This window comes from Paenibacillus suaedae (assembly GCF_032337355.1).
In the GTDB taxonomy this organism is placed as follows: Bacteria; Bacillota; Bacilli; order Paenibacillales; family Paenibacillaceae; genus Paenibacillus_B; species Paenibacillus_B suaedae.
On record NZ_JAVYAA010000002.1, the window covers coordinates 560367 to 582427 of the forward strand.

At 48.2% G+C, this 22061-nt stretch carries 22 protein-coding genes, 1 riboswitch and 1 other annotated feature; of the genes, 2 read left to right on the forward strand and 20 right to left on the reverse strand.

Features of this window, described 5'->3' with window-relative positions; translation table 11 throughout:
- Positions 1-94: 94 nt before the first annotated feature.
- The 12 genes from RQP50_RS10265 to RQP50_RS10320 all read right to left on the reverse strand — a co-directional run bounded on the left by RQP50_RS10265 (position 95) and on the right by RQP50_RS10320 (position 12888).
- On the reverse strand, positions 95-2041 hold the full coding sequence (locus RQP50_RS10265) for an alpha/beta fold hydrolase (RefSeq protein WP_315745317.1): 1947 nt from the start codon (positions 2039-2041) through the stop codon (positions 95-97).
- A gap of 64 nt (positions 2042-2105) precedes the next feature.
- On the reverse strand, positions 2106-2702 hold the full coding sequence (locus RQP50_RS10270) for a TetR/AcrR family transcriptional regulator (RefSeq protein ID WP_315745319.1): 597 nt from the start codon (positions 2700-2702) through the stop codon (positions 2106-2108).
- A gap of 145 nt (positions 2703-2847) precedes the next feature.
- Positions 2848-3186: a hypothetical protein gene (locus RQP50_RS10275; RefSeq protein ID WP_021254933.1), complete on the reverse strand. Its 339-nt coding sequence runs from the start codon at positions 3184-3186 to the stop codon at positions 2848-2850.
- A 63-nt stretch (positions 3187-3249) separates the two neighbouring features.
- Positions 3250-5049: a proline--tRNA ligase gene (locus RQP50_RS10280; protein WP_315745747.1), complete on the reverse strand. Its 1800-nt coding sequence runs from the start codon at positions 5047-5049 to the stop codon at positions 3250-3252.
- Positions 5050-5382: 333 nt separating this feature from the next.
- Positions 5383-5850, reverse strand: coding sequence for a zinc ribbon domain-containing protein (locus RQP50_RS10285; RefSeq protein WP_072728707.1), 468 nt, complete (start codon positions 5848-5850; stop codon positions 5383-5385).
- A 132-nt stretch (positions 5851-5982) separates the two neighbouring features.
- Complete coding sequence (locus RQP50_RS10290; RefSeq protein ID WP_315745323.1) at positions 5983-6960, reverse strand: serine hydrolase domain-containing protein; 978 nt, start codon at positions 6958-6960, stop codon at positions 5983-5985.
- Between the two features lie 269 nt (positions 6961-7229).
- Positions 7230-7544, reverse strand: coding sequence for a DMT family transporter (locus RQP50_RS10295; RefSeq protein ID WP_021257753.1), 315 nt, complete (start codon positions 7542-7544; stop codon positions 7230-7232).
- Positions 7544-7885 (reverse strand): DMT family transporter, encoded by a 342-nt coding sequence (locus tag RQP50_RS10300; RefSeq protein WP_315745326.1) that lies wholly within the window; start codon positions 7883-7885, stop codon positions 7544-7546. Before RQP50_RS10300 ends, RQP50_RS10295 begins: the two co-directional genes overlap by 1 nt.
- Positions 7886-8025: 140 nt before the next feature.
- Positions 8026-8604 carry a TetR/AcrR family transcriptional regulator gene (locus RQP50_RS10305; protein ID WP_021254939.1) on the reverse strand — a complete coding sequence of 193 codons (579 nt, stop codon included), beginning with the start codon at positions 8602-8604 and terminating at the stop codon, positions 8026-8028.
- Between the two features lie 681 nt (positions 8605-9285).
- Entirely contained in the window at positions 9286-11046 is a 1761-nt protein-coding gene (gene argS, locus RQP50_RS10310; RefSeq protein WP_315745329.1) for an arginine--tRNA ligase, read from the reverse strand.
- A 60-nt stretch (positions 11047-11106) separates the two neighbouring features.
- Positions 11107-11350 (reverse strand) — a binding site (T-box leader).
- A 175-nt stretch (positions 11351-11525) separates the two neighbouring features.
- Positions 11526-12467 carry a DUF3895 domain-containing protein gene (locus RQP50_RS10315; protein ID WP_315745331.1) on the reverse strand — a complete coding sequence of 314 codons (942 nt, stop codon included), beginning with the start codon at positions 12465-12467 and terminating at the stop codon, positions 11526-11528.
- A 238-nt stretch (positions 12468-12705) separates the two neighbouring features.
- On the reverse strand, positions 12706-12888 hold the full coding sequence (locus RQP50_RS10320; RefSeq protein ID WP_021256440.1) for a hypothetical protein: 183 nt from the start codon (positions 12886-12888) through the stop codon (positions 12706-12708).
- A gap of 216 nt (positions 12889-13104) precedes the next feature.
- Here RQP50_RS10320 and RQP50_RS10325 point away from each other — a divergent pair, with 216 nt between their 5' ends.
- Positions 13105-13971 carry a DegV family protein gene (locus tag RQP50_RS10325; RefSeq protein WP_142543661.1) on the forward strand — a complete coding sequence of 289 codons (867 nt, stop codon included), beginning with the start codon at positions 13105-13107 and terminating at the stop codon, positions 13969-13971.
- 136 nt (positions 13972-14107) lie between these two features.
- Here the strand turns inward: RQP50_RS10325 and RQP50_RS10330 are convergent, their stop codons facing one another.
- The 4 genes from RQP50_RS10330 to RQP50_RS10345 form a co-directional block, all read right to left on the reverse strand.
- Positions 14108-14560, reverse strand: a complete 453-nt coding sequence (locus RQP50_RS10330) for a DnaJ family domain-containing protein (protein WP_315745335.1) — start codon at positions 14558-14560, stop codon at positions 14108-14110.
- A gap of 331 nt (positions 14561-14891) precedes the next feature.
- Positions 14892-16241, reverse strand: a complete 1350-nt coding sequence (locus RQP50_RS10335; RefSeq protein WP_072728716.1) for a nucleobase:cation symporter-2 family protein — start codon at positions 16239-16241, stop codon at positions 14892-14894.
- Positions 16238-16846 carry a xanthine phosphoribosyltransferase gene (locus tag RQP50_RS10340; RefSeq protein ID WP_315745337.1) on the reverse strand — a complete coding sequence of 203 codons (609 nt, stop codon included), beginning with the start codon at positions 16844-16846 and terminating at the stop codon, positions 16238-16240. Before RQP50_RS10340 ends, RQP50_RS10335 begins: the two co-directional genes overlap by 4 nt.
- 273 nt (positions 16847-17119) lie before the next feature.
- A riboswitch (purine riboswitch) is annotated at positions 17120-17219 on the reverse strand.
- 72 nt (positions 17220-17291) lie between these two features.
- Positions 17292-18152 (reverse strand): DUF72 domain-containing protein, encoded by an 861-nt coding sequence (locus RQP50_RS10345; protein WP_315745339.1) that lies wholly within the window; start codon positions 18150-18152, stop codon positions 17292-17294.
- A 358-nt stretch (positions 18153-18510) separates the two neighbouring features.
- Here RQP50_RS10345 and RQP50_RS10350 point away from each other — a divergent pair, with 358 nt between their 5' ends.
- Positions 18511-19149 carry a nitroreductase family protein gene (locus RQP50_RS10350; RefSeq protein WP_072728719.1) on the forward strand — a complete coding sequence of 213 codons (639 nt, stop codon included), beginning with the start codon at positions 18511-18513 and terminating at the stop codon, positions 19147-19149.
- Between the two features lie 82 nt (positions 19150-19231).
- Here the strand turns inward: RQP50_RS10350 and RQP50_RS10355 are convergent, their stop codons facing one another.
- From RQP50_RS10355 to RQP50_RS10370, 4 genes are all read right to left on the reverse strand, one after another.
- Positions 19232-19642: a hypothetical protein gene (locus RQP50_RS10355; RefSeq protein ID WP_315745341.1), complete on the reverse strand. Its 411-nt coding sequence runs from the start codon at positions 19640-19642 to the stop codon at positions 19232-19234.
- A 103-nt stretch (positions 19643-19745) separates the two neighbouring features.
- Entirely contained in the window at positions 19746-20684 is a 939-nt protein-coding gene (gene glsA, locus RQP50_RS10360) for a glutaminase A (RefSeq protein ID WP_072728720.1), read from the reverse strand.
- 142 nt (positions 20685-20826) lie between these two features.
- Positions 20827-21231, reverse strand: coding sequence for a DnaJ family domain-containing protein (locus tag RQP50_RS10365; RefSeq protein ID WP_021256449.1), 405 nt, complete (start codon positions 21229-21231; stop codon positions 20827-20829).
- Between the two features lie 147 nt (positions 21232-21378).
- A complete protein-coding gene (locus tag RQP50_RS10370; RefSeq protein ID WP_315745344.1) occupies positions 21379-21885 on the reverse strand; it encodes a DUF3939 domain-containing protein in 507 nt (168 codons plus the stop codon).
- Positions 21886-22061: the final 176 nt, after the last annotated feature.

Consider the following 22061-nt stretch of genomic DNA (forward strand, 5'->3'; position numbering starts at 1 on the left):
TCCATTCTGCTAGACGGCACTCACACTCCCTTATTGTATACACGAATCCATCCAGCTTCAAGACAAGGTAGGTGGCTAATAAAATGGATCACGCCTAAATATTCTGCTCTGTTGTTGTTTTTTCGCCCAGCACCGCAGCGATAGTCGACGCAGTTGCTTCTGAATGCGATAAGGGAAAATGATGCCCGTACGGCAAGCGAACTAGACGCTCATCTCCCTCGAGTAAGACAGGCAGCTGATGCAGCCTCTCCTTCTCCCCCCATACGATTCCTACGAGCGAACTAGCCAGCTTTACTTCTTTGACCGAAGTCATCGTTTTCGGCAATTGATGATAGATGGCTTGCATGATAGAAGCATTCGCATTAGCAATCCGAGGAGAACGAAAACTAGCCTTCATTCTTGACACATACCCGTGTGGAATTGATGATGCATGTTCGAACACTCCCTCGCGTAGCATTGCCTTATTCATTAACGAAGCAGGCATGTGCTTCAGCATAAAAGCTGCAAGTGTGCGTCCGCGGCTGATAAACGCCCTTACAGCACCACGCGGCCGCTGCAGCACAGGCTGCAGCATAATCAGCTCCTCCACACTGCCATGTAACCGAATGGCACATTCATTCGCTACCCACGCACCATAAGAATGACCAATCAGGGTTACGGGCTCTTGAAGCTGAATGGCCGCCGCAACGCTGTCCACAATGCCCGCAGCCAGATTTCGGTCATCCCCACCAATTGAAGGTGAGCGACCGAACCCCGGCAAGTCAGGAACAATTAGTGGACGGCCCGTTCGCTGATACAGTTCAGCTGCCAACGGAAGCAGATCGTCTGCTTGACTAAGCCAGCCATGCAGCAGTACAATCGGCACTCCGCATCCTTCCCTTATCCACGCAGCCATCGAACCGAAGCGACCTCTGGCGAAGCTTCTCTCCCCTTTGTCTTCCGGAAATGTGAGACGATAATCCATATCTGCAATAGCAAACGGTAATATGTCTCTGCAATCCAGCGGTGTACGATTCGAGCCCAGACGCATCGAGCTCTGACGCAGCAGTTGCTTCGCCGAATCATTATTGAAGCTGCGATCTGTTACGAACGCCAATGATTGCGTCGGAATGCCTGTTAGTTTCTCCCCACCATATCTCATCACGGCCAATAGCAATCGGGTTGGCATAGACATCACTGGCGCTCCTACATGAAGCTGCCGAGCAATTTCGTGTAATAGCTCCTTCATATTTGGTTGTTCGGCCTTATCACCAACAAGGTTATATGTTGCTGATTGATGAGTTGAATTCGCCTGATCCCTAGCCAGCAACACAATAGTTTCTGCGACCTCGTCATTCGTTACAAGAGGCAGCCAATAATGCTTCCCTCCTGGAACGACCGGCATCAATCTGCTGCGAACCGCCTTCACTAAGATCCCAAGGCCATCCAGCTGCGGCGTACTTCCAGTTGGCCTAGCACCAATAACGGTGCTAGGATTGACAACAGATAGCGAATAGCCAACGCGAGCAGCCTCTTGACGAATCCACAGATCCGCCATGAACTTCATACGTTCGTAAGGGGCAGCATCGGGCGGCACGAACCGACTCACATCATCAATGGAAAGCCCGCTAACATTCGTGTCTTGTTGAAAGGGGCTCATATAGCCAACTACATGAATGAAGCGTCGAAGTCCCTTGCTACCATGAATCTCTTCCGCTAACCGACTTATTGCCTGAGCACCGTGAAGGAAGGTTCGCTCTGCTGTTGAACTTGATTGAGTAATCTGCATCGCTCCACCGGCATGGATCAATACATCAGATTGCCTCGCTAATTGCCAATCCTCCTTCTTCAATCCCAGACATTCCTGCTCCAAATCCCCCTCGATGAACACAATACGGCTTCTTACCGATTCTGAGTACTGCTGGAATAGCTTCTCTGCTCGTGTCGCGGAACGTACGAGAAGAAGCAGCCTTTCATCACCATCCTTCAACTGCCGAATTACCTCTCTCCCAATAAACCCCGTTGCCCCCGTAATCAAGATCGTTTCCTTGTTGTACATCATGTTATTGCCCCCTCTGATAATTAGTACTACTCAGTTCTAATTCACGTCAAAAAAAAGCCTCGCCTCAGCGAAGCAGTTGAAAAAAATGTGCAACCGTATGCCGGACACGCGGCAGGCTTGGTTCTGTATCACCTAGCAGCAGTGCCCCTTCTATCGCGGATAGCAGTACAACTGCCAATCCATACGGATGATGATGGCTTGCAATCTCTCCGCTTGCTCTTGCCTGCTCGAACATCCGCTCGAACAGAGGCAGCTGCTGAGCGAAGAATTGTCCGATCTGCTGCCGAACCTGGATCGCATCAAGCGGACTCTGCATGAACAACGACATGAAGGGGCATCCCACTTGAACATCACACTGCTCATGCTGCTGCGAAACAGCATCCACGAATGCCACCACTCGCTCCTCTACGGTTAGATCGGTTCGTTCAAGCAGGCTTCCTAACAGCTGTTCATATTGTCCCATCCAATAGACGAGCACTGAACCAAGTAGTTCCTCCTTGCTTTTGAAATGGTAATAGATGTTCGACTTAGACACATTGCTCGCATGCATAATCTCATCCATGCTCGTATAGGCATACCCTTGGCGCAAAAATAGCGCTGCAGCCGTGCCAATGACTCGATCTCGATTCGATAATGGTGGTATTCGTTTTCTCTCATTCATAATTAGTACTATACAGTACTAAACCAATATTTACAACCTCTATTCACGGTTTTTATCTTTCCATACACGAACAGCCCTTGCTTCGACAGCAAGGGCTAATTGTAATTGTTCACGGATGCAGACAGCCTGTTAAGCGCAAGTGGACTTATGTAACCATCAGCGTAATGACCAATAATTCATACAGCACCAGCGGCAAGATAACGTTATTATACATGTAAGCATTGTATAATCCTCGCTGCATAACCGGCTGCTGCGTCTGTACGTACACAATTCCCCGATCCACATTTACAATAACACCATCACAGATAAATCCGTCTATTGTCTGAATACGGACGGGTCGATTCATATACGAATGGCATATATGATGCAACTTTTCACGAGTATCTCGCAAGCACTGCAAGTGAGAGCCATCCGCTTGATATATAACTTGCGGCTCGGTTTGAGACGGAAGCGACTGATCGGATGATGGCTTCGAAGCATTCATAGCATACGACCTCCATTCTGTTCGAATGTCACACACTTCCACCTTATGTCTCATACCGTCCGATCATGACCGATTTGCATACATTCTCACCGTATGAACCGCCTGCTCCATCGTTACCAGAGCTGATGTGCTGGCGTCTGGATGTACAAGTTCTACCTTCCCTTCCGCAATATGCTTGCCGATAACGATACGAATTGGACAGCCAATTAGATCCGCATCGGCCAGTTTCACACCGAACCGCTCATCGCGATCATCCCACAGCACAGTCGCACCGAAGCTGCTCATATCCTCAGCCAATCTCAATGCTGCTTCAGCTTGTGCCGCATCCTTCATTGATACTGGAATGACATGCACCAAGTATGGCGCGATAGACACCGGCCAGCGCAGCCCTCGTTCATGCTGCATCTGCTCCACCATTGCGCTCATCATGCGGGAAACGCCAATACCATAGCAACCCATCAGAAGTGTCTGCATTTGACCCGACTTGTTCATCACCTGTGCGCCCAGCTTATCCGTATACTTCGTTCCGAGCTCGAAGACATGTCCTAGCTCAATTCCAAGATGGAACGACAGTACATGACCACAATGTACGCACCGTTCTCCCTCCACGATATTCCGATAATCGCCTACCATAGTGAGTTCATAATCTCTCCCAGCCATCACATGCATCAGATGGTAATCCTGCTCATTCGCTCCCACAATCGCGTCTTCCACATGAGCCGCATCCTTATCGACTATGCACTTGATCGTCAAACCAACTGGCCCTGCAAATCCTGTGGGAGCGCCTGTTAATCGCATTACCGTCTCGGCATCTGCGAGTTCCAGCTGATTGGCTGTCAATGCTCGCATGACTTTCGTTTCATTTACTTCATGATCCCCGCGAACGAGCACTGCAACTGGCTCACCATCTGCCACATATAACAATGTCTTTATCGTTTGGGACGGTTCCACTTGCAAATAGGCTGTCAACTCATCAATTGTCTTCACCCCAGGGGTATGGATACGTGCAGGCATATTTGCTGTCGATGCCTCTCCTGTTAAACGTGCTTCCTCAATTTGGACAGCCTTCGTGTCGACATCCTTCGTATGTCCAGCTTCGACCGAATCGGGAGCTTCGATATTCGCCGCAGATGCAGAGTCAGACTGACTAACAGCCTTCTCAAGGTTCGCGGCGTATCCGCAATGCCCACATGACACAATCGTATCTTCACCAATATTGGTCAGTGCCATAAATTCATGTGTTCGTCCGCTTCCGCCAATCGCTCCTGCATCTGCCTCCACTGCACAATACGTTAGATTCAGACGCTGCATCACCCGATGGTATGCGTCAACCATTCGATCATATTGAGCTTGAAGCGAATCTGCATCCAGATGGAAGGAGTAAGCATCCTTCATGATGAATTCCCTGCATCGTAATAAGCCATGTCTAGGCCGTCGTTCGTCACGATATTTCGTCTGAATTTGATACAGTGTAAGCGGCAGTCTCTTATACGAATTGACTTCATCTCGCACCAGTGCCGTAACGACTTCTTCATGTGTCGGGCCGAGTACGAACTCACGTTCATGGCGATCACACAGCCGCATTAGCTCTTCACCATATACCTCATACCGTTCCGATTGCCGCCACAGTTCTGCAGGCTGCATCGCTGGCATGAGCATCTCCTGAGCACCTGCCCGCTCCATCTCTTCTCGAATCAGCTCCTGTAAATTCCGAAGCACCTTCCATCCAAGCGGCAAATACGAGTATACGCCCGCCGCAACTTGCCGCATGTAACCGCCTCTCAGCAGCAGCCGATGACTGGCAGTCTCCGCATCTGAAGGCATATCCCGCATCGTAGATAGGAACAATTCACTCTGTTTCATCTCAATCCCCCTCTTCTTCTCTCCATAATAAAACAACGCACCCATCCCATAAGGGACGAATGCGTTGTCGTGGTACCACCCTAATTCAGCAGTCGGCATATACCGACAGCTCTCACATGTTCCATAACGGGCTTGCGCCCGGCAGATCGAATCTGCAGCTGCAAAGTAGGAAGAATGAAGCTGCAAGGGAATCATTGCACCAAGTTGACTCCTCTCTGTACGTGCATCTCGTTCACTCTCATGTCTTTGGTCGTCGCTTTTCGCGGTTATATTTTCTAAATAAATTACATGTTCTGTTACTCGGTGTCAAGTATCTCATCCACTGATACCCGATTACCGCATCACCCAGTAGCCCAACTTCAACAATAAACCCAGTACCAATAACGCGATACCGACTCCCCGCTTCTCTTTGTCGTTGTTGAAGGCATATACGCCTCCCACTAAGATTCCGACAATTGGATAAATAGCGGTGGCTATGAGTACGATCAAGAGTGAAGTGCAGCCTATATTGCGCTCTGACGCTTGCTCTTCGCTAGGTTGATCATCTGACTTCTCACTGGCAATCTGATTCGAAATCATGGAACCACAATTTTTACACTCCGTGGAGCCTTGCTCTACATTTCCATTACACTCAGAGCATGTAAGCTCCACTTGCTTCACAGCCAAGATGCCGTTGTATTGCTTATCTTCCTCTGGCGTTCCCTGTAAGGAGGCGTCCTTCAGGGAGTGACTGCAGACGATGCATACTGATGCGGACTTTTCGTTCGAATACCCACAGTTGCTGCATATTTGGATCGCCATGCGCGATGCACTCCTTCCGTTACCCAGCCAAATCTTGAATACGCACTGATTCCGTTGTAAAGCAATTGCAAATTGACACAATCCGTTCCGAATAACCTGTACGCTCCTTTAGCAGCTAGGCTACTGCTACTGCTACAGCTGCATGAACGCTGGGAAATGCTCCTGCAAGCCCTGCTTCAGTACATCAATAGGCTGCATGCCGATATCCGCTAAATTACTCAAGGCAATAAGCACCGAATCCGACTTCGCATCCCGAATCATCGTACAGCTGTAGCCCGATAATCCCCCATTATGATACGAGATATGCGGTCGATCCGGATATACGACCCATCCGTAGCCATAACTGCGTTCCTCATCAATTCGAGCTTGCGGCGTGAAGATCGAATCGATTGACTCCGCATTCGCCACTTGGCCTGAGCGAAGGGCACGATCCCAGCGGAACAGGTCTTCGGTAGTGGAGAAGACAATGCTTCCTGCACTGTTATGGCTTGGTATATCTTCCTTCCAAGCGAGTTCTCCCCCTCTATAGCCGATCCCCATGTTCGGCTCACTGCGAAGTATATCCATACGTCCACCTGTTCTTGTCATACCGAATGGCTCGAAGAATTCCTTCTCGATATACGCTTCATACGGTTGATCCGACAGTCTCTCTACAATCAGTCCAAGCAGCGCATAACCGAAGTTGCTATAACGATACGCCCCTTTTTCACCGGATGGCGTGACGGTATCGAGCGCCAGCATATGCAATGGCCTTAGATCCTCATGTACATTCCAATCAATTAACGCATCTTCGTCCAATCCAGAGGAGTGAGTGAGCAGCTCATGGAGCGTAACATCTGCAAGCCTTGTACACTCAGGTACATACTTCGCAAGCTTATCTTCTACACGAAGCAGCCCTTGCTCCTGCAGCTTCATAATGGCTGTTGCCGTAAATTGCTTGGCAATTGATGCAATTTTGAATACTGTATCCTTATTAATGGGCTGCCTCTCTTCCACGTTCGCTAGGCCGTACCCTTTACTTATGACAATCTCACCCTGTGACGCCAGCAAGATCGATCCGTTATATCCCTGCTTCTCTAACAATTGATCCACCCAAGCTGCCAACTCCATAACGGTCTTATCCCCTTCCCATGTTCTTCACAGCTTGCTGCTCTGAAGATGAACTCTACTAGTGAGTACTACGTCGTTACTGACTTCGATATCTATGGCAGGGTTTCCTTCATTTTCTAATCAACGTCACAAAAACGCCTCCCATGCTGATAGCGAGAGGCGCTTTACAAGATTAATTAAGGTATGGAGTTGTTCCTCATTTGTGACGGATCACGATCTGACTATTCCAATTGCACAAATGCCCCGACGATGCCCTGTCAGCTTCAACATTAAGAAACTAGCTTCAGCCCAATTGCTGCTCCGAGTACCATGGAGATGAATAAGATTCTCTTCCAATCGCGGGACTCCCCGTAGAAGAGCATCCCGAGGATGGCACCCCCAGATGCGCCAATTCCCGTCCATATCGCATACGCCGTCCCCATCGGGAGCGACTTCATCGCAATAGACAGACAAATGAAGCTAGCGCTGAATGCTGTCGACATAAAGACGAAGGATTGCCAGTTGCGATCCTTGTTCAGCTTACTAATCATCGCCACGCCAAGCATTTCACATAATCCTGCTGCAATGAGACTTATCCAAGCCATTAGGATTCAGCTCCCTTCGCTTCGTTCTCATTCGTCACCAGCTTTAATCCCATCACACCTGCTAGCATCACAAGGATAAGCAGCACCTTGATCATCTTGAACGGTTCTCCAAAGAAAGCCATTTCTGTGAATACAGTTCCAGCAGTTCCAAGTCCAACGAATACGGCATATACCGTCCCTACAGGGAGCTTCTTGCCTGCCATAATCATCACATAGAAGCTGACAATAATTGAAATGGCCGTACCTCCCCATTCCCATACATTGTTCGCGTGCTTCAATCCGATCACCCAGAAGACCTCAAAGAAGGCGGCGATAAATACGTAGATCCAATGCTTATTCATTTGTTGCTCTCTCCCTTCCTTGCTATCTCTATAACGAGCACGATTCCATGACTGCATCCCCCAGATGCGGCTTACTCCACTCTTAAATTTCCTATATCTCTTCTCAATCAAGAGATTCATTGTTCATACCACTTCACGAACTAGTCTCGTGTCAGGCTGCGCCAATATATGCGCCATGAAGCATCGAAGCGGCGTCGGAATCTGTCCGGGCCGCCAAGCAGCATTTCAACGAGAATGCCATCAACAAGACACATATAAGAAGCAGTCATCATCTCCATATCCAGCTGATCAATCTCCGCTCGCTCCACACCTAACTTGAACACGGCCATAAGTTCCCGTTCCATCTGATCCAGATGGGCGTTGACCAGTTCCATAACCCGCTCCTGCATGATAACAGGCGGAAAGAACATCACCCGCAGCAAGAATTTCAATTGATTGCTCGTTTCATAGCGTGCCTCATACTGTTGAATCAATCCGTACAGCACATCCTTAATCGGATGCTCACGGTGAGTCTGAATGTACCGCTGCAAGTGTCCCATTTCCTCTTGTACTGCACGGCGGATTACGCTAACGAACAGATCATCTTTATTTTTGAAATGAGCGTAAATAGATGGCGTCTTGATGCCTACCTGTTCCGCGATATTCGCAAGGGAAGCCCCTTCATAGCCATGTTCTGCAAAATGATTCAACGCGACCTCAATAATTCGGTTAGCTGTCATTCTACTCATCTCCTTCAGACTAACTAATATTCGTTAGGCAATGCATGCAACATTCCACACATATAATACGATGACACATCTCCCCCTAACTAATATTCGTTAGGTACATCTTTTCACATCTCTTCTCCTTTGTCAATCACGAGTTCGATAGTTAAATATCCTTTTATATATTTTAAATACGATACATCTTCTCTATCAGAGCTTCACAAGGCATACCGTGAAATGAATAAAGCATCTCTTCCTAGAAATGACGAACAGAAATTTCAAATGTTTATCCTAATGACATCCAAAAATGCGAAGCAAAACCTGATCCCATTCTCCGATAAAAAGGGACTGAACGCTATATAGGATACAAAAGCAGCCATTGAACAGATGAACCTCCCGCTTATCACTCCGGAATTTGGCAAAATTGCGATAATGACAGTAGCATCAAGCCTAATCTGTAAGTGACCTGTAAATGATCTGTACGTGACCTGTACATGACCCCTGTATGTGGACCTGTGCGTGAGCCGGGAGACGCTATCTCCGCGGCTCTTCTGTCGTCTACAGATAGACAGGTTCAGATTGCGAGTACAAACCAACCCACCACCCCTACGAAATTCATGCTTTACATACGCATAATCAATGAAGTGATACAGATGATGCGATTCTCTTTTTCACAACTCACATCGATATAACGCCCTACATATGTTCCGGCGCTTTAATGCCAAGCAGGTTCAACCCCGCTTCAAGCACATGTGCTACCGCTGCGACGATACGCAATTTATGGCGGCGCTCGATCTCATTCTCCACGAGAATCTGCTCCTGATGGTAATAACGGTTGAACTGCTTGGCTGCATCAAGCAAATACCTAGCGAAGATGGACGGCTCATTGCTGGCCACCGCCATCTGAAGAGCACGCTCATACTTGCTGAGAGACTTCAAGCAGATCCATGCTTCTTGACTTACTCCTCCTGTTGCAATTGATTTCTTGCCCAGCAGCTCACCTTCGCACTCCGCTGCATCCTTGCCAAGCACCGCGGTATCCGCTGGACAATCAGAGTATGACGTCCATCCCCCTTTGACGAGCAAGCTCTTCGCTCTAACGAGTGTGAACTGTACATAAGGGCCGGTTTCGCCTTCATAGCGCAGCGCATCCTCCAGGTTGAAGTCAACAGACAGCATACGGCTGCTCTTCAGGTCACCGAAGATGATCGCACCAATCCCAACCTTCGATGCCACCTTGCCTTTCTCTTGCAGAGATGGATTCTTGTCTTCGATAATTTGCAGCGCGCGATTCTCTGCCTCATTCAATACCTCATCAAGGAAGATAACCTTGCCCTTGCGCGTAGACATCTTCTTCCCTTCAAATGTCATTAAGCCGAACGGAACATGAGTACATTCCTGTGCCCACTCATATCCCATCTTGCCAAGCACGGCGAATACCTGCTGAAAGTGCAGCTGCTGCTCCGCGCCAACTACATAAATCAGCTTGTCAGCCTTCATGACTTCCTTACGATAGATCGCCGTTGCCAAATCACGTGTCGGGTAAATCGTTGTGCCGTTTGATTTCAAAATCAAGCATGGCGGCATACCCTCATCATCCAAACGAACGACCATCGCCCCATCACTTTCTTCGAGCAATTGAAGCTGCTGCAAATGAGCGACAACCGCATCCATCTTGTCATTGTAGAAGCTCTCGCCAAGAACGTGGTCAAAGTGAACGCCGAGTCGTTCGTACATGCGGTTGAATTCGACCATACTTGCGTTAACGAAATACGTCCACAGCTGTACGGTCTCTGCATCGCCCGCTTCAAGTTTGCGGAACCATTCGCGCGCCTCGTCTTCCAGCTCCGGCCGCTGAACCGCCTCCTCGTGGAATCTTACATACAGCTTCAGGCTTTCACGGATTGGATCTTGGCGCAGCGTGACATCATCCCCCCACAGCTTATAGGCCGTAATCAACTTGCCGAATTGGGTCCCCCAATCCCCAAGGTGATTCACCTTCAACACTTCGTATCCTGCGGCTTCGTACAGGTGAGCGAGCGCATTTCCAATCATCGTAGAACGCAGATGACCGACACTGAACGGCTTCGCAATATTCGGGGACGACATATCAATAACGACACGCTGCCCCTCTCCGATCGACAACTTGCCGAACAACGGCTCCTGCATGCGAGCAAGACAAGCCTCGCCATAGTAATCTTGATCAAAACATACATTCACATATCCGCCAGAGGCTTCCGCTCGTATCCGAATGTTATCGCTCTCTTGATTGATGCGTTCTGCAAGCTCCACCGCAATCTGCTGTGGAGAACGTCTCCACTGCTTCGCCAATGGAAAGCAAGGGAACGCCAAGTCGCCGAGCTCGCTCTGCGGAGGTACTTCCAAGGCACGTTCGATGTCTGCCCCGTTCATGTTCATAATAGGTTCTAGTACTTGCGCGGCAATTTCTTTTAGCATAAGTTCGTTCTCCTCCTGTTGTTGGTTACGGTTCGCAACACGTCAAAAAGCCCCCGTCTACAAAGAGACGGAGGCTTGAATCCCCGTGGTACCACTCTACTTGACCCTACCCGGAAACTTGCTGCTCCGAAAAGAGTCCACTCGATAAATAACGGCTGTCGCCGGGCTCTCCTACGGCCTCATATGAGGCAGTTCACAGAACCAACTCCCGGGTCCGCTTCCTCTCCATTCCGTATCGGCTTCCACCATCCCGATTCGCTGCAGCACGGATTGTGCAGAGTACTCTCCCGTTCATCGTTGTTGCGTCGATTTTCATTTTACACATTATATCCAGAACAATTAGGAAAAATCAACCTATCACATGCATATTTTCAGAAAAAATATTCCTTACTATGCCACCATCCGAGTATTTACGTCATAACCAGTTGAGATTCACATCAAATCCGAGACTCATTCTACTACTATCCGTCCAGCTTCGATTACCGCATTGTATACTTGCGATCCTCAGTTCCATTCAATTCGACCGAAATGTCTAGATAAGATTGCTCAATAAATTGGCACACATCCGGATAGATTTGGGGCTTGCCTGTTATATACCGGCGATCTGGCGTACCATGATCACGTATTAACAATTCACTGATTACTCTCGCACTGCCAACACCGTTCTCCACATATTGCTTCACGGCCGCCTGTTCAGCAGCAGTAAGCCCATTCTCAGCATTACTACCTTCTTGAACCGCAGCAGCAGGCTCGGGCTCCGTCCATGACCATAAGTCGAACTCCTCTAGAATTGGTGCAGGAGCAGGTTCAGGTTCAGGAGCAGGTGCAGCGCTCGATTCGCTTATCTTAGGCGAAGGTGATGCATTCCTCACCACCGGCTTGCGTCGCAGCATATTGATCTGCTTGTCCAACAAGGGCAGTCCAAGCGACATTTGCCGTTGTAGCTGTTCAGGCAAATCTGCCACAGAATAGGCATCTGGAGCAGGTCGCCAATCGTTGGCTATTTTTAATAAGATTTCATCAAGCTCATAATCAATAGCCTCGAATCCCTTCTTAATTGTCGCCACGATTTCAGCATCAATCCCTAAGTGCTCCTTCAAGTGCTCAATGCCGAATTTTTTGATCTCGCCTGTTTTCCTGTTTTTCACCTCATGCTGATATCGAAGAGAACGGCCGCATTCGCATCGCAGCTCTGGATTTATCGTCCCCGCATCTTTATACCCCGTATAAATCCAATCATCTAACAGCGCCTCGATGTCCTCTGGTGCCGCATGATCTGGAACATGATGCCCCTTCTCCTTCGCCATCGCATTGGCGAACGCCGTGCGGCGAGAGCGAACGAGATAGTGATTCAGGAACTCACGTTGGTTGTCATTGAGCTGCGATAACATCTCATCCCGTTCCTGGATAGTTAATATCATATCTTCTCCTCCTCGCGCTTTGCTCCATTACTGTCTATTGTACAGGAAGTAGAGCATGGAAGTGAAGGCATGCCTCACATGAAGAAGCCGCCCTAGCGCAGGCAGTCAATCACTCCCCCGCTGGGCGGCAACCTATTGTAGCCACATCGATAAGAACGGTGATCCCTAAGAAGCGAAGCTAAATGAAGAATATTTATTCTTAATCAATGGCATTTTACTATCGGATCTGGACTTGCCATTATGAAGCATCAATTCGTTCCTGCGGTGCTTGAAAGCATTTCTTGCATACCTTAATCTGTACGCCATTCCCTCTTGTCCGATTATACAGCAGCTTAATGCGAGTGCTGGCGCAGACCGGACATGTACCTCGGCCACGTGAAGGCAGATTCCATAATGATTTACCGCGTTTGTTCTTCGCCATTCTATCCCCTCATTTCCTGTCAATTCATTCGTTCTCCTACCCTTATGTATGAAGGAGGGGAAATATGACTGTATGATTTAGCTTCATAATTTCCATTAAATTCCACTAAATCACAACACTTGATAAACACATTCCTTCACCGCTTTCCCTTCAACTCATGGTATGATGGAGATAAGTACTTCGGTATGAACATGAAAGAAGAAAAGGAGAATGATTATGGCAATTCGCATTCTTACCGACAGCGCTGTTGACCTCCCTCAATCCGTCATTGACGAGTTGGGGATTACGGTCATGCCGCTAATCGTTACTATAGACAATGAACAATATGAGGACGGAGTAACTATTACGCCGAAAGCCATGCTCGATGGCATGCGCGAAGGCAATGTATATAAGACTTCTCAACTCTCGATGGAGGTACTGCAGACAACCTTCCAATCGATTGCCGAAGCGAACGAGGAAGCTATCTATATTGCGTTCTCGTCGGAACTGTCAGGAACGTATGCCTCTTCCCGCATTATGCATGATATGGTACAAGATGACTTCCCGTCCTTCACTTGCAGTATTATCGATTCCAAATGCGCTTCACTCGGGTTTGGCCTTGTTGTTAGACAGGCTGCGCTCTGGGCGCGTGAGGGATTGCCTAGGGAAGAGATTATTACACGCACACAATCGCTTGCCCGGCAAATGGAGCATGTGTTCACGGTCGATGACCTGCAATATTTGTATCGCGGCGGACGTGTCAGCAAGTCATCAGCCATCATTGGCGGACTGCTCAATATTAAGCCCGTGCTTCATGTTGAGGATGGAAAACTCATTCCCGTCGATAAAGTAAGAGGCAGAAAGAAATCCATTCAGCGCCTTGTCGAGCTGATGGAGGAGCGAGCGAATCTCGAAGATAAGCAGCAGGTCATCGGCATCGCCCATGGTGATGACGCAGAAGCGATGGAGCAGTTGAAGTCGATGATTACTGAACGCTTCGGGATGACGAACTTCCTGATTAGTTCCATTGGCTGCGCAGTTGGCGCTCATTCAGGCCCAGGAACATTAGCGCTCTTCTTCCCGAATAAATCCTATTCCGCATAAAGGTTTCAACAGCTGCCCTGGAATTGAAGATGCAGGAGACGAATCCACTCGCTCCTTGAACAATAAAGATGCCCGCACAATCGGCGCTAACCGATCCTGCGGGCATCTGCTTCTTATGTCAGCTTCTGGACTATTGTTACATCCATTTCGCCAATTGATCCTCTATCGTATCTAATGTAACCTTGGATTTCTGGAATAATGTAGATGGCACGCTCGCGTTATATTTCACGATTTTCTGATTCACATCGAACATCGCAGCCGATACGTCGGCTTGGGGCTGATCCTTCCTCAGCTTCATAATACGCTGCAGTTCATCTCTAATCTCATGCTGAAGCGCAAGCCAGGAAGGGACAACATTCGCGTTGTGCAGCACCCCATTCAACGGATCTCCGCCTCGTACCTCTAGCGGCTTGCCCTTGCCAGGCAAATCTTCCAATCCGCCCTTCTTCTCATATTGGGTAAAGACATCATCCAACCAATTGCTCATCATTCGTTCCGTTGCTATCGTTTGCGGTGCGTCCTCTGCGATTTCTGATTTGATCGGCTTAACTTCTGCTGACTGCTTACTTTCCTTTCGGAACCAACCCATTGCGATCCCCCCAATCACACGAATAACATAATTATCCAATTTTCTTCACAATTTTGTCTAGTATGCACCACCCTTTAAATGTGACAATTTCGTGCGAGTACGGTTTGAGTGGCTTATGTAAAATGCTTGTGATGAATAGCTTAATTGCATGTCTTAATTACACAGCTTTATGAATTGCTTTATTGAATATCATTGTTAATGACCTGCATGAAACCAAAGGCTCGAGCCTTGTGGCGATGATTGAGCACACATACCGCATAGCAAAAAACCCATTGGAATTCATCCAATGGGCCGTCACTATTGGTTATTGTCAGACTAGCTTGTTCAGAGCCTAAGAAGCTACAGAATGTTCAGTTTCTTCCTCGCTCTGCGTTCCATCAGATTGCTGCTTCGTACCGTTGAAGAGCAGGTTCATAACCAGCGCGGTAAAAGTTCCTGCTACGATTCCGTTATCCGTTAAGATTCGAACCGTTGACGGCAGGCTCGCGAACAATTGAGGCACTACCGTTACACCAAGCCCCATCCCTACCGAGCAGGCAATAATGAGCAGATTCTCATGACGATTCATATCTACTTGAGAGCCGAGCATCCGCAGACCGCTCGACACAACCATACCGAACATGGCAACCATGGCGCCGCCGAGCACTGAACTCGGAATCAACGTCGTTAATGCAGCAATTTTCGGTACAAGTCCAAGCAGCATCAGCAATCCGCCCGCGACCACGATCACATCACGTGTTTTCACACGGCTCATTTGGATAAGCCCGACATTTTGCGAATACGTTGTATATGGAAAAGCATTGAAAATACCGCCAATCGTTATGGCTAGACCCTCTGCCCGATAACCGCGTGCCAGATCCTTCGAATCCACGTCACGGTCTATAATTTTTCCTAGAGCCATGAATACGCCTGTGGATTCAGCAATGCCGACCATTGCTACAATAATCATAGTCAGGATAGCCGTCATATTAAATTTCGGAACGCCGAAATAAAATGGCTGTACTGCATGGAACCAGGAAGCCTCCGCTACGGGAGTGAAATCAACCTGACCCATGAGAGCTGCGATCGTTGTGCCGATGACAAGCCCTAATAAGATTGATACCGCACGGATAAATCCAGCGGACAGCTTGTTCATAATAACGATAAATATGAGTACACCGAAGCCAAGCAGCAAGTTCGTTGGACTGCCGAAGTCCGGATTGCCTTGGCCTCCTCCTAAATCCGTGAATGCAACAGGAATTAGCGTTACACCGATAATCGTTACTACAGAGCCCGTTACGACAGGCGGAAATAGACGAATTAACTTGCCGAATAAGCCCCCGAACAAGATGACGAATATGCCCATTGCAATGATGGCTCCGTAAATATACGAAATGCCAAAATCCTTCCCGATTGCGATCATTGGCGTGACGGCTTGGAACGCACAGCCTAACACGACAGGCATCCCGATGCCGAACCACCGATTCGCAAATACTTGCAGCAGCGTGGCGATCCCGCACATAAATAAATCAATAGCAACCAAGTACGTAATTTGCTCTTGATTGAATCCTAAATTGCCGCCCACGATGAGCGGAACGATAACCGCTCCGGCATACATAGCGAGCACATGCTGCAAGCCGAGCGAGAAGGTTTGCAGCGGATGCCGATTTTTTACAAAAATACGGTTATCGACTCGGCTCATTGCTGCACCGCTTCCGATGTCGTTTCCGCAGTTTCATCCACGAATGTTACGCCCTCACTTGACAGAGAAGCAATGCGAGCCAAGGATTCAACACGGTATCCTGCATCGAGCAGCATTTGGCGACCTGGTTGGAACGACTTCTCAATAACGATTCCAAAACCAGCTACACTTGCTCCTACCTGCTCCACAATGCGAGCCAGGCCAGAAGCCGCTTCACCATTTGCAAGGAAATCATCAATGATCAGTACACGATCATCAGCGGACAAGAAGCGCTTCGACACCGTTACCTCATTCGTCTCTTGCTTCGTGAAGGAGTATACCTTCTCCACAATAATGTCTTCGCGCAGTGTCAATGACTTCTGCTTGCGAGCGAAGATGAGCGGTACATTCAACTCCAGTGCTGTCATCAAACCTGGGGCGATTCCGGAAGATTCAATGGTAAGTACCTTCGTAATACGTTCACCTGCATAACGACGCACGAATTCTTGACCAATCGCTTGCATAAGCGCTGGATCCATCTGATGATTAAGGAACGAGTCCACCTTCAATACATTGTTGCCGAGCACTAATCCCTCTTGAGTAATCTTATCCTGAAGCTGTTTCATGTCCAGTTCCCCTTTCGACGTATACAGTTGAACGTCTCTCTTCTCTAATACGACAACAACCCGATTCCAATCCCCTCCGCTGCAGGAAGGTGATTGGAATCGGGTTGTACGAAACCTGAATGCTGGTTAGTGCTTGTACGATTCGAATCGTCAGCCTAACAAACATGCAAGCTATCGACTGTGAACCTCGTTTCCCAGCAGAATCACTGAAAGAAACGGCCGCGCTGCAATATTACGAATACGGACGTATTCACCCAAATCCACGACATAATGTGCGGCACGCTGGTTCCCCGTAGTCCAATCATTCCGGTGATTGGGTAGAAACATGCAGGCCAATTCCTGCACCTATACGAGAAGACGCTGCTTTATGATTGTAGCGGTAAGTATACCTCATTTTTTTACTGAAAGGAAGTAACAATTTCTGAAAATAACTGTTCCTATCTTCTTAATCAAATAATGTCAGCTGCTCAGCTGGGAGCGGCGGATCTTCCAGTCCAAGCATACGCTTGAACTGCTTCCCATTGTGCGCTGCATCGCCTCCCGAATTATTGTTGAAGATCATCCAGCAGCGGTTCGTATTCATCAAGAGGGATTGGATATGTCCCTTCCACTCTGTAAGCTCTTGCTCATCATAACGGTACAAATAACGAACATCTCGCCAATTCGGCTGACCGCTTGCATTCCAGCCAGATTCATTGCGGCCGTGCATCCGAATCATGGTAGCCTCTGCCTGTGTCGGTACAAGTACCGTTGGTACACTTCCTTCACCTGCCTGTGGTTCATCGCAAATACTATGAATCCAGCCTTCCTCGCGCATAAATGCAAGCGTCCGCTCACGCACTGGTTCCACAAACCAGCTCTGATGTCTGAATTCAAGAGCAACGGGCACTCCCTCCATCCATTCCCGCGTACGCCGTAAGATGTCTACATTTCTGCGGTCGCAATGGAACCAGGGAGGATACTGAAACAGCACTGTTCTAAGCTTGCCCGCTTCTTGAAGCGCCTCGACGGATTGACGGAACACGTGAAACATCTCCTTCGTACTCGTATAAGGATGCTTCCCGCGAGAATGCCCTGTCATCCCCTGATACGCCTTAACGATAAATCCGAAGTGCTCAGGTGTCTGTTCGCACCAACCCAGCATTCGCTCAGGAGAAGGAATAGCATAGAAAGAACTGTCCAATTCCACGATGGAAAAATGCCGTGCATATTCACTTAACTTCTCAGCAGCTCTTGTCCCCGGCCCATACAGCGCATCTTGATCCCCCCAGCCCGCTAGACCAACTTCAATCTGATGATGCTCCATTCTCGACTCCTTCCACACCTTGTATTTGCTCTTATGTACACGCCATACTCATGTCTTCTTCATAAACGTTGAATCATCGGACAATATTTCCTTACTCATCATGATACATATCAATTTCAGTTCTGCAACTTATGTACATTGCGCCCCTTCGTACCAAACCAACCTTTTTCTGAAAAATATACTCATAACAAGATAACAAATGTACACGCTATAAGTGAGATAAGCGAACTCCTCATTCAACATCTTGATCGTTGCTTCAATAACGATAATTATGCTACTATATATTTGTTAGCAAAAGCTAGAAATAGAATATTATACCCTAGATGCGAAAATCGCCTTGAAAGGATGACCAAATACGATGACTACATCAATGAATGCAAGCGAAGCTATGCTGTCGCGCCACTCTGTTCGCAAATATGTTCCACATACACCAATTGCCTCTTCCGAATTGAACGAGATCTTGGAGCTTGCCGGATCCGCACCATCTGCTTGGAACTTGCAGCATTGGCGCTTCCTCGTCTTCCAACAGGAAGATACGAAGCAGAAGCTACTGCCCATCGCCTATAATCAGCAGCAGGTTGTTGACTGCTCGGCTGTCATTGCCGTGCTTGGCGACACACAAGCGAACCTGATGGCGTCAGAATTGTATGGCGAGCAGCTGCAAGCAGGCAACATCTCGCAGCAAGTGCATGATACACTGGTAGGCAACATTAACCGCGCCTATGCATCTTCCGAGCAGGTTGGCACCGAAGCAGCGATCCTCAACAGTTCACTTGCTGCCATGCAATTGATGCTTGCTGCCAAAGCTAAAGGCTGGGACACTTGCTCAATGGGCGGCTTTAGCAAGGAGCAGTTCGTTACGGAATTCAACATCCCGTCCCGCTATGTGCCGGTGATGCTTATTACACTTGGCAAAGCAGCTGCACCTGCACATGCAACAAGCCGCTTGCCATTGCAGCGTACGGTGTTCCATGAATCATTCCCAGCGAATCAATAAGATATGATCCTTATTTTTTGAGCACAATGAAATACAAAAGCGCCCATCCCATGGATGTGGCGCTTTTCTCTATTGCTTAGGATTAGCTCGGATTCCAACGCATCTTCACTTCCAGCTCGCAGCATCGTCCCGCCGCAGGATCCGTATTAAAAATGATTTGGATACCATCTGGCGTAAATTTCACATCCAACCTCGACTGTACCCCAATCTCGCGTATAAGCCGTATCACCTCAGCCTTGTTGCCCCGCTGCGCTGCGTCCATAACGGCAGTCGCCAGAGAATGCGAGCTCCTCAGTCGATCAAGCACACGTACCGCCTGCTCCGCTAGGGAATAGGTACTGGCTGCTGAGGTTACAAATAGGCTCGAATCCATAGGCGGATAGGTTTCTGGAATACGATCCCGCTTACCCGATACCGGTCGGACAGAAGGCACTCGTATGATGGATTGCAATGATCCTACCCGACACGTAATCCCTGGTTCATTAGACGACATCTTACACATCCCTCGTTTCTAAGTAGTCCGTACGAAGAAGGTACTATGTCAGCCTATGTAAGAGGAGCACATTTCGTGTTCTTCATTGCGGCTTAGCGGCGTGCTAAAAAATGCTCCAATCGTATCGTTCGGACAAAGCGCCAAGCAGATGTACCCCTGCTACACTATTGCCTTTCTTATTCAGGGAAGGCCCAACGACACCGATTCCCATCTTGCCAGGAATGACTGCAAGAATACCGCCAGACACACCGCTCTTGGCCGGGATGCCCACTTGAATCGCAAATTCTCCCGAGGCATTGTACATGCCGCACGTCACCATGAACGAATTCGCAATTTGCACATAATGCTTCGGAATGTAGCAGCGTCCTGTCTGTGGATTGCAGCCGCCATTTGCCAATACAAGAGCCATACGCGCAAGATGATCGGTATTTACCTCAATTGCGCATTGGCGGAAATACACCTCCAGCGTATCCTCTACATCCGCTTCAAGTACACCATTATCCTTCAAGAAATAAGCCAATGAACGATTCCGATGTGCCGTATCCTTCTCGGATTGGTATACTTCCTCATTCCACGTGATGGTAGGGTCATCCGCCAATTCTCGAATGAATTCAAGCATGCGCATTGATTTTTCCTCAGGCGTTCCCCCCTCAATTAACGAGGCGATAGTAATCGCCCCTGCATTGATAAAGGGATTGAACGGCTTCCCAGGGTCAACGAGCTCAAGCTTCAAGATCGAGTTGAAATCATCACCAGTGGGCTCCATCCCTACCTTATTAAATACAACTGCCTCGCCGCTATCGAGCAAGGCCAAGAGCAGTGAGAAGACCTTGGATATGCTTTGCATTGTAAATTTGAACTTGCAATCGCCTGCATGCACCTGTTCACCTTGAATACCGAACAAGGATATGCACAGCCCATCCTTCGGAGCATTTGCAAGCCCAGGTATATATGAAGCGACCTCTCCATCTTGTGATACTGTCCGGCTCTCCTCTACCCAATGAGGGAGCTCTCTTCTAAGTTGCTGCCAATAGGTCGTCATACGTAATGTACACCTTTCCTTCCTTCAACCAACATTGCGATGAACATATCAGCATCTCGCTGATGAGATATATGGTTATATCTATCGTTTCTTGGTTAGCGGGTTCACATGCGTCAGCATGTTATGCTGTCCAGCCTGTACTCTAGTCCTCACGCTGAGGCTCCGTAACACGCGACACCTTGTTCACAATCTGTGATTCATACTGGGCGAACGCAGGTACAACAGCCCATCCCCGCTCCTCCATCATCATTTGCAGCCGCAGCTTCCGTTCATTCAGCTGCCTGCGTGTGTCACCAATCTTCTGTTCATCTTCGGGAGTGCATGCAGCGAGAAGCTGTTCCAAGCGAACGACTTCGCGTCCTACATGCAGCTCTTCCGGCAACAGGCCCGCATTCTGCATCATCAAATAAGCTGGTCTCAATTCCTCAGGAACATGCGACAAGTCTTTGAGCACCAGAGGCTTCCCCTTGCCTGGCAGCTCATCGAATCCACCTTCATTCATTGCCTCTTGAATCTTCTGCTCTGCCATCCATCCGATAATATCCATGATTGCACACCTCGCTATTCGACTACATCTAATGTAGACATACCCTGTAATAGGATACCACTAATCACCCCAGAATTTTAACTGGAAAATAAACAAAAAGAACTCACCCTCAGCCAATGAGGGCAAGCTCTTGTTATTCGTGCCAATTCAATTAAAATCAATTGGAATCGCTGCTTGTGATTTATGCCAATCCTCTTCGTGAGTCAGTAAAAATTGCTCTGTCGTTAAGTAGAAAGAGATAGGCGGCTTCTCTTTTAAATAATGGCGCTGCATGAGCAGGTCATAATGGACTTGGCGGTTGCGTGTTCCCGTGAGTACGGGAAGATCATCATGTTCATCCAAATAATCATCGACCGCCGCCTGAACCATATCTAGATATATCGGAATGTGCTTGTCTTTCTCTTCAAATATTTCGTACGTGTAATGGGACATATAGAACTTCTGATCCGATTCTCCACCTAAATAACGGCGCAGGCGTTTCAAATCAATGCTTTGATCCCCTAGGAGCAGGGTCGTTCGTTTAATCTCTTTTGGCATATCTTTCTCGTATTGAAGCACCGCTCTGCGGACATCTTCTAACGTTACATGCACCGCTTCAAGAGCTGCCTTAGAGTTTTTCTTATCCCGTTTGAACCATTGTGTGAACCAACGCATATCAGATCCCACCTTTCTGCCTCCGTATGATAAGGAAGATGGAAGCAGGAATCATGTATCCGCTTACATCTCTATTATAACATAATTTTCATTAATCGACATGTTTGGTTGCTCCGGTATTCCTTTAACATATGAATAACCAATGTTCATCTCATTCACTCACGTGCAGGAAAAGA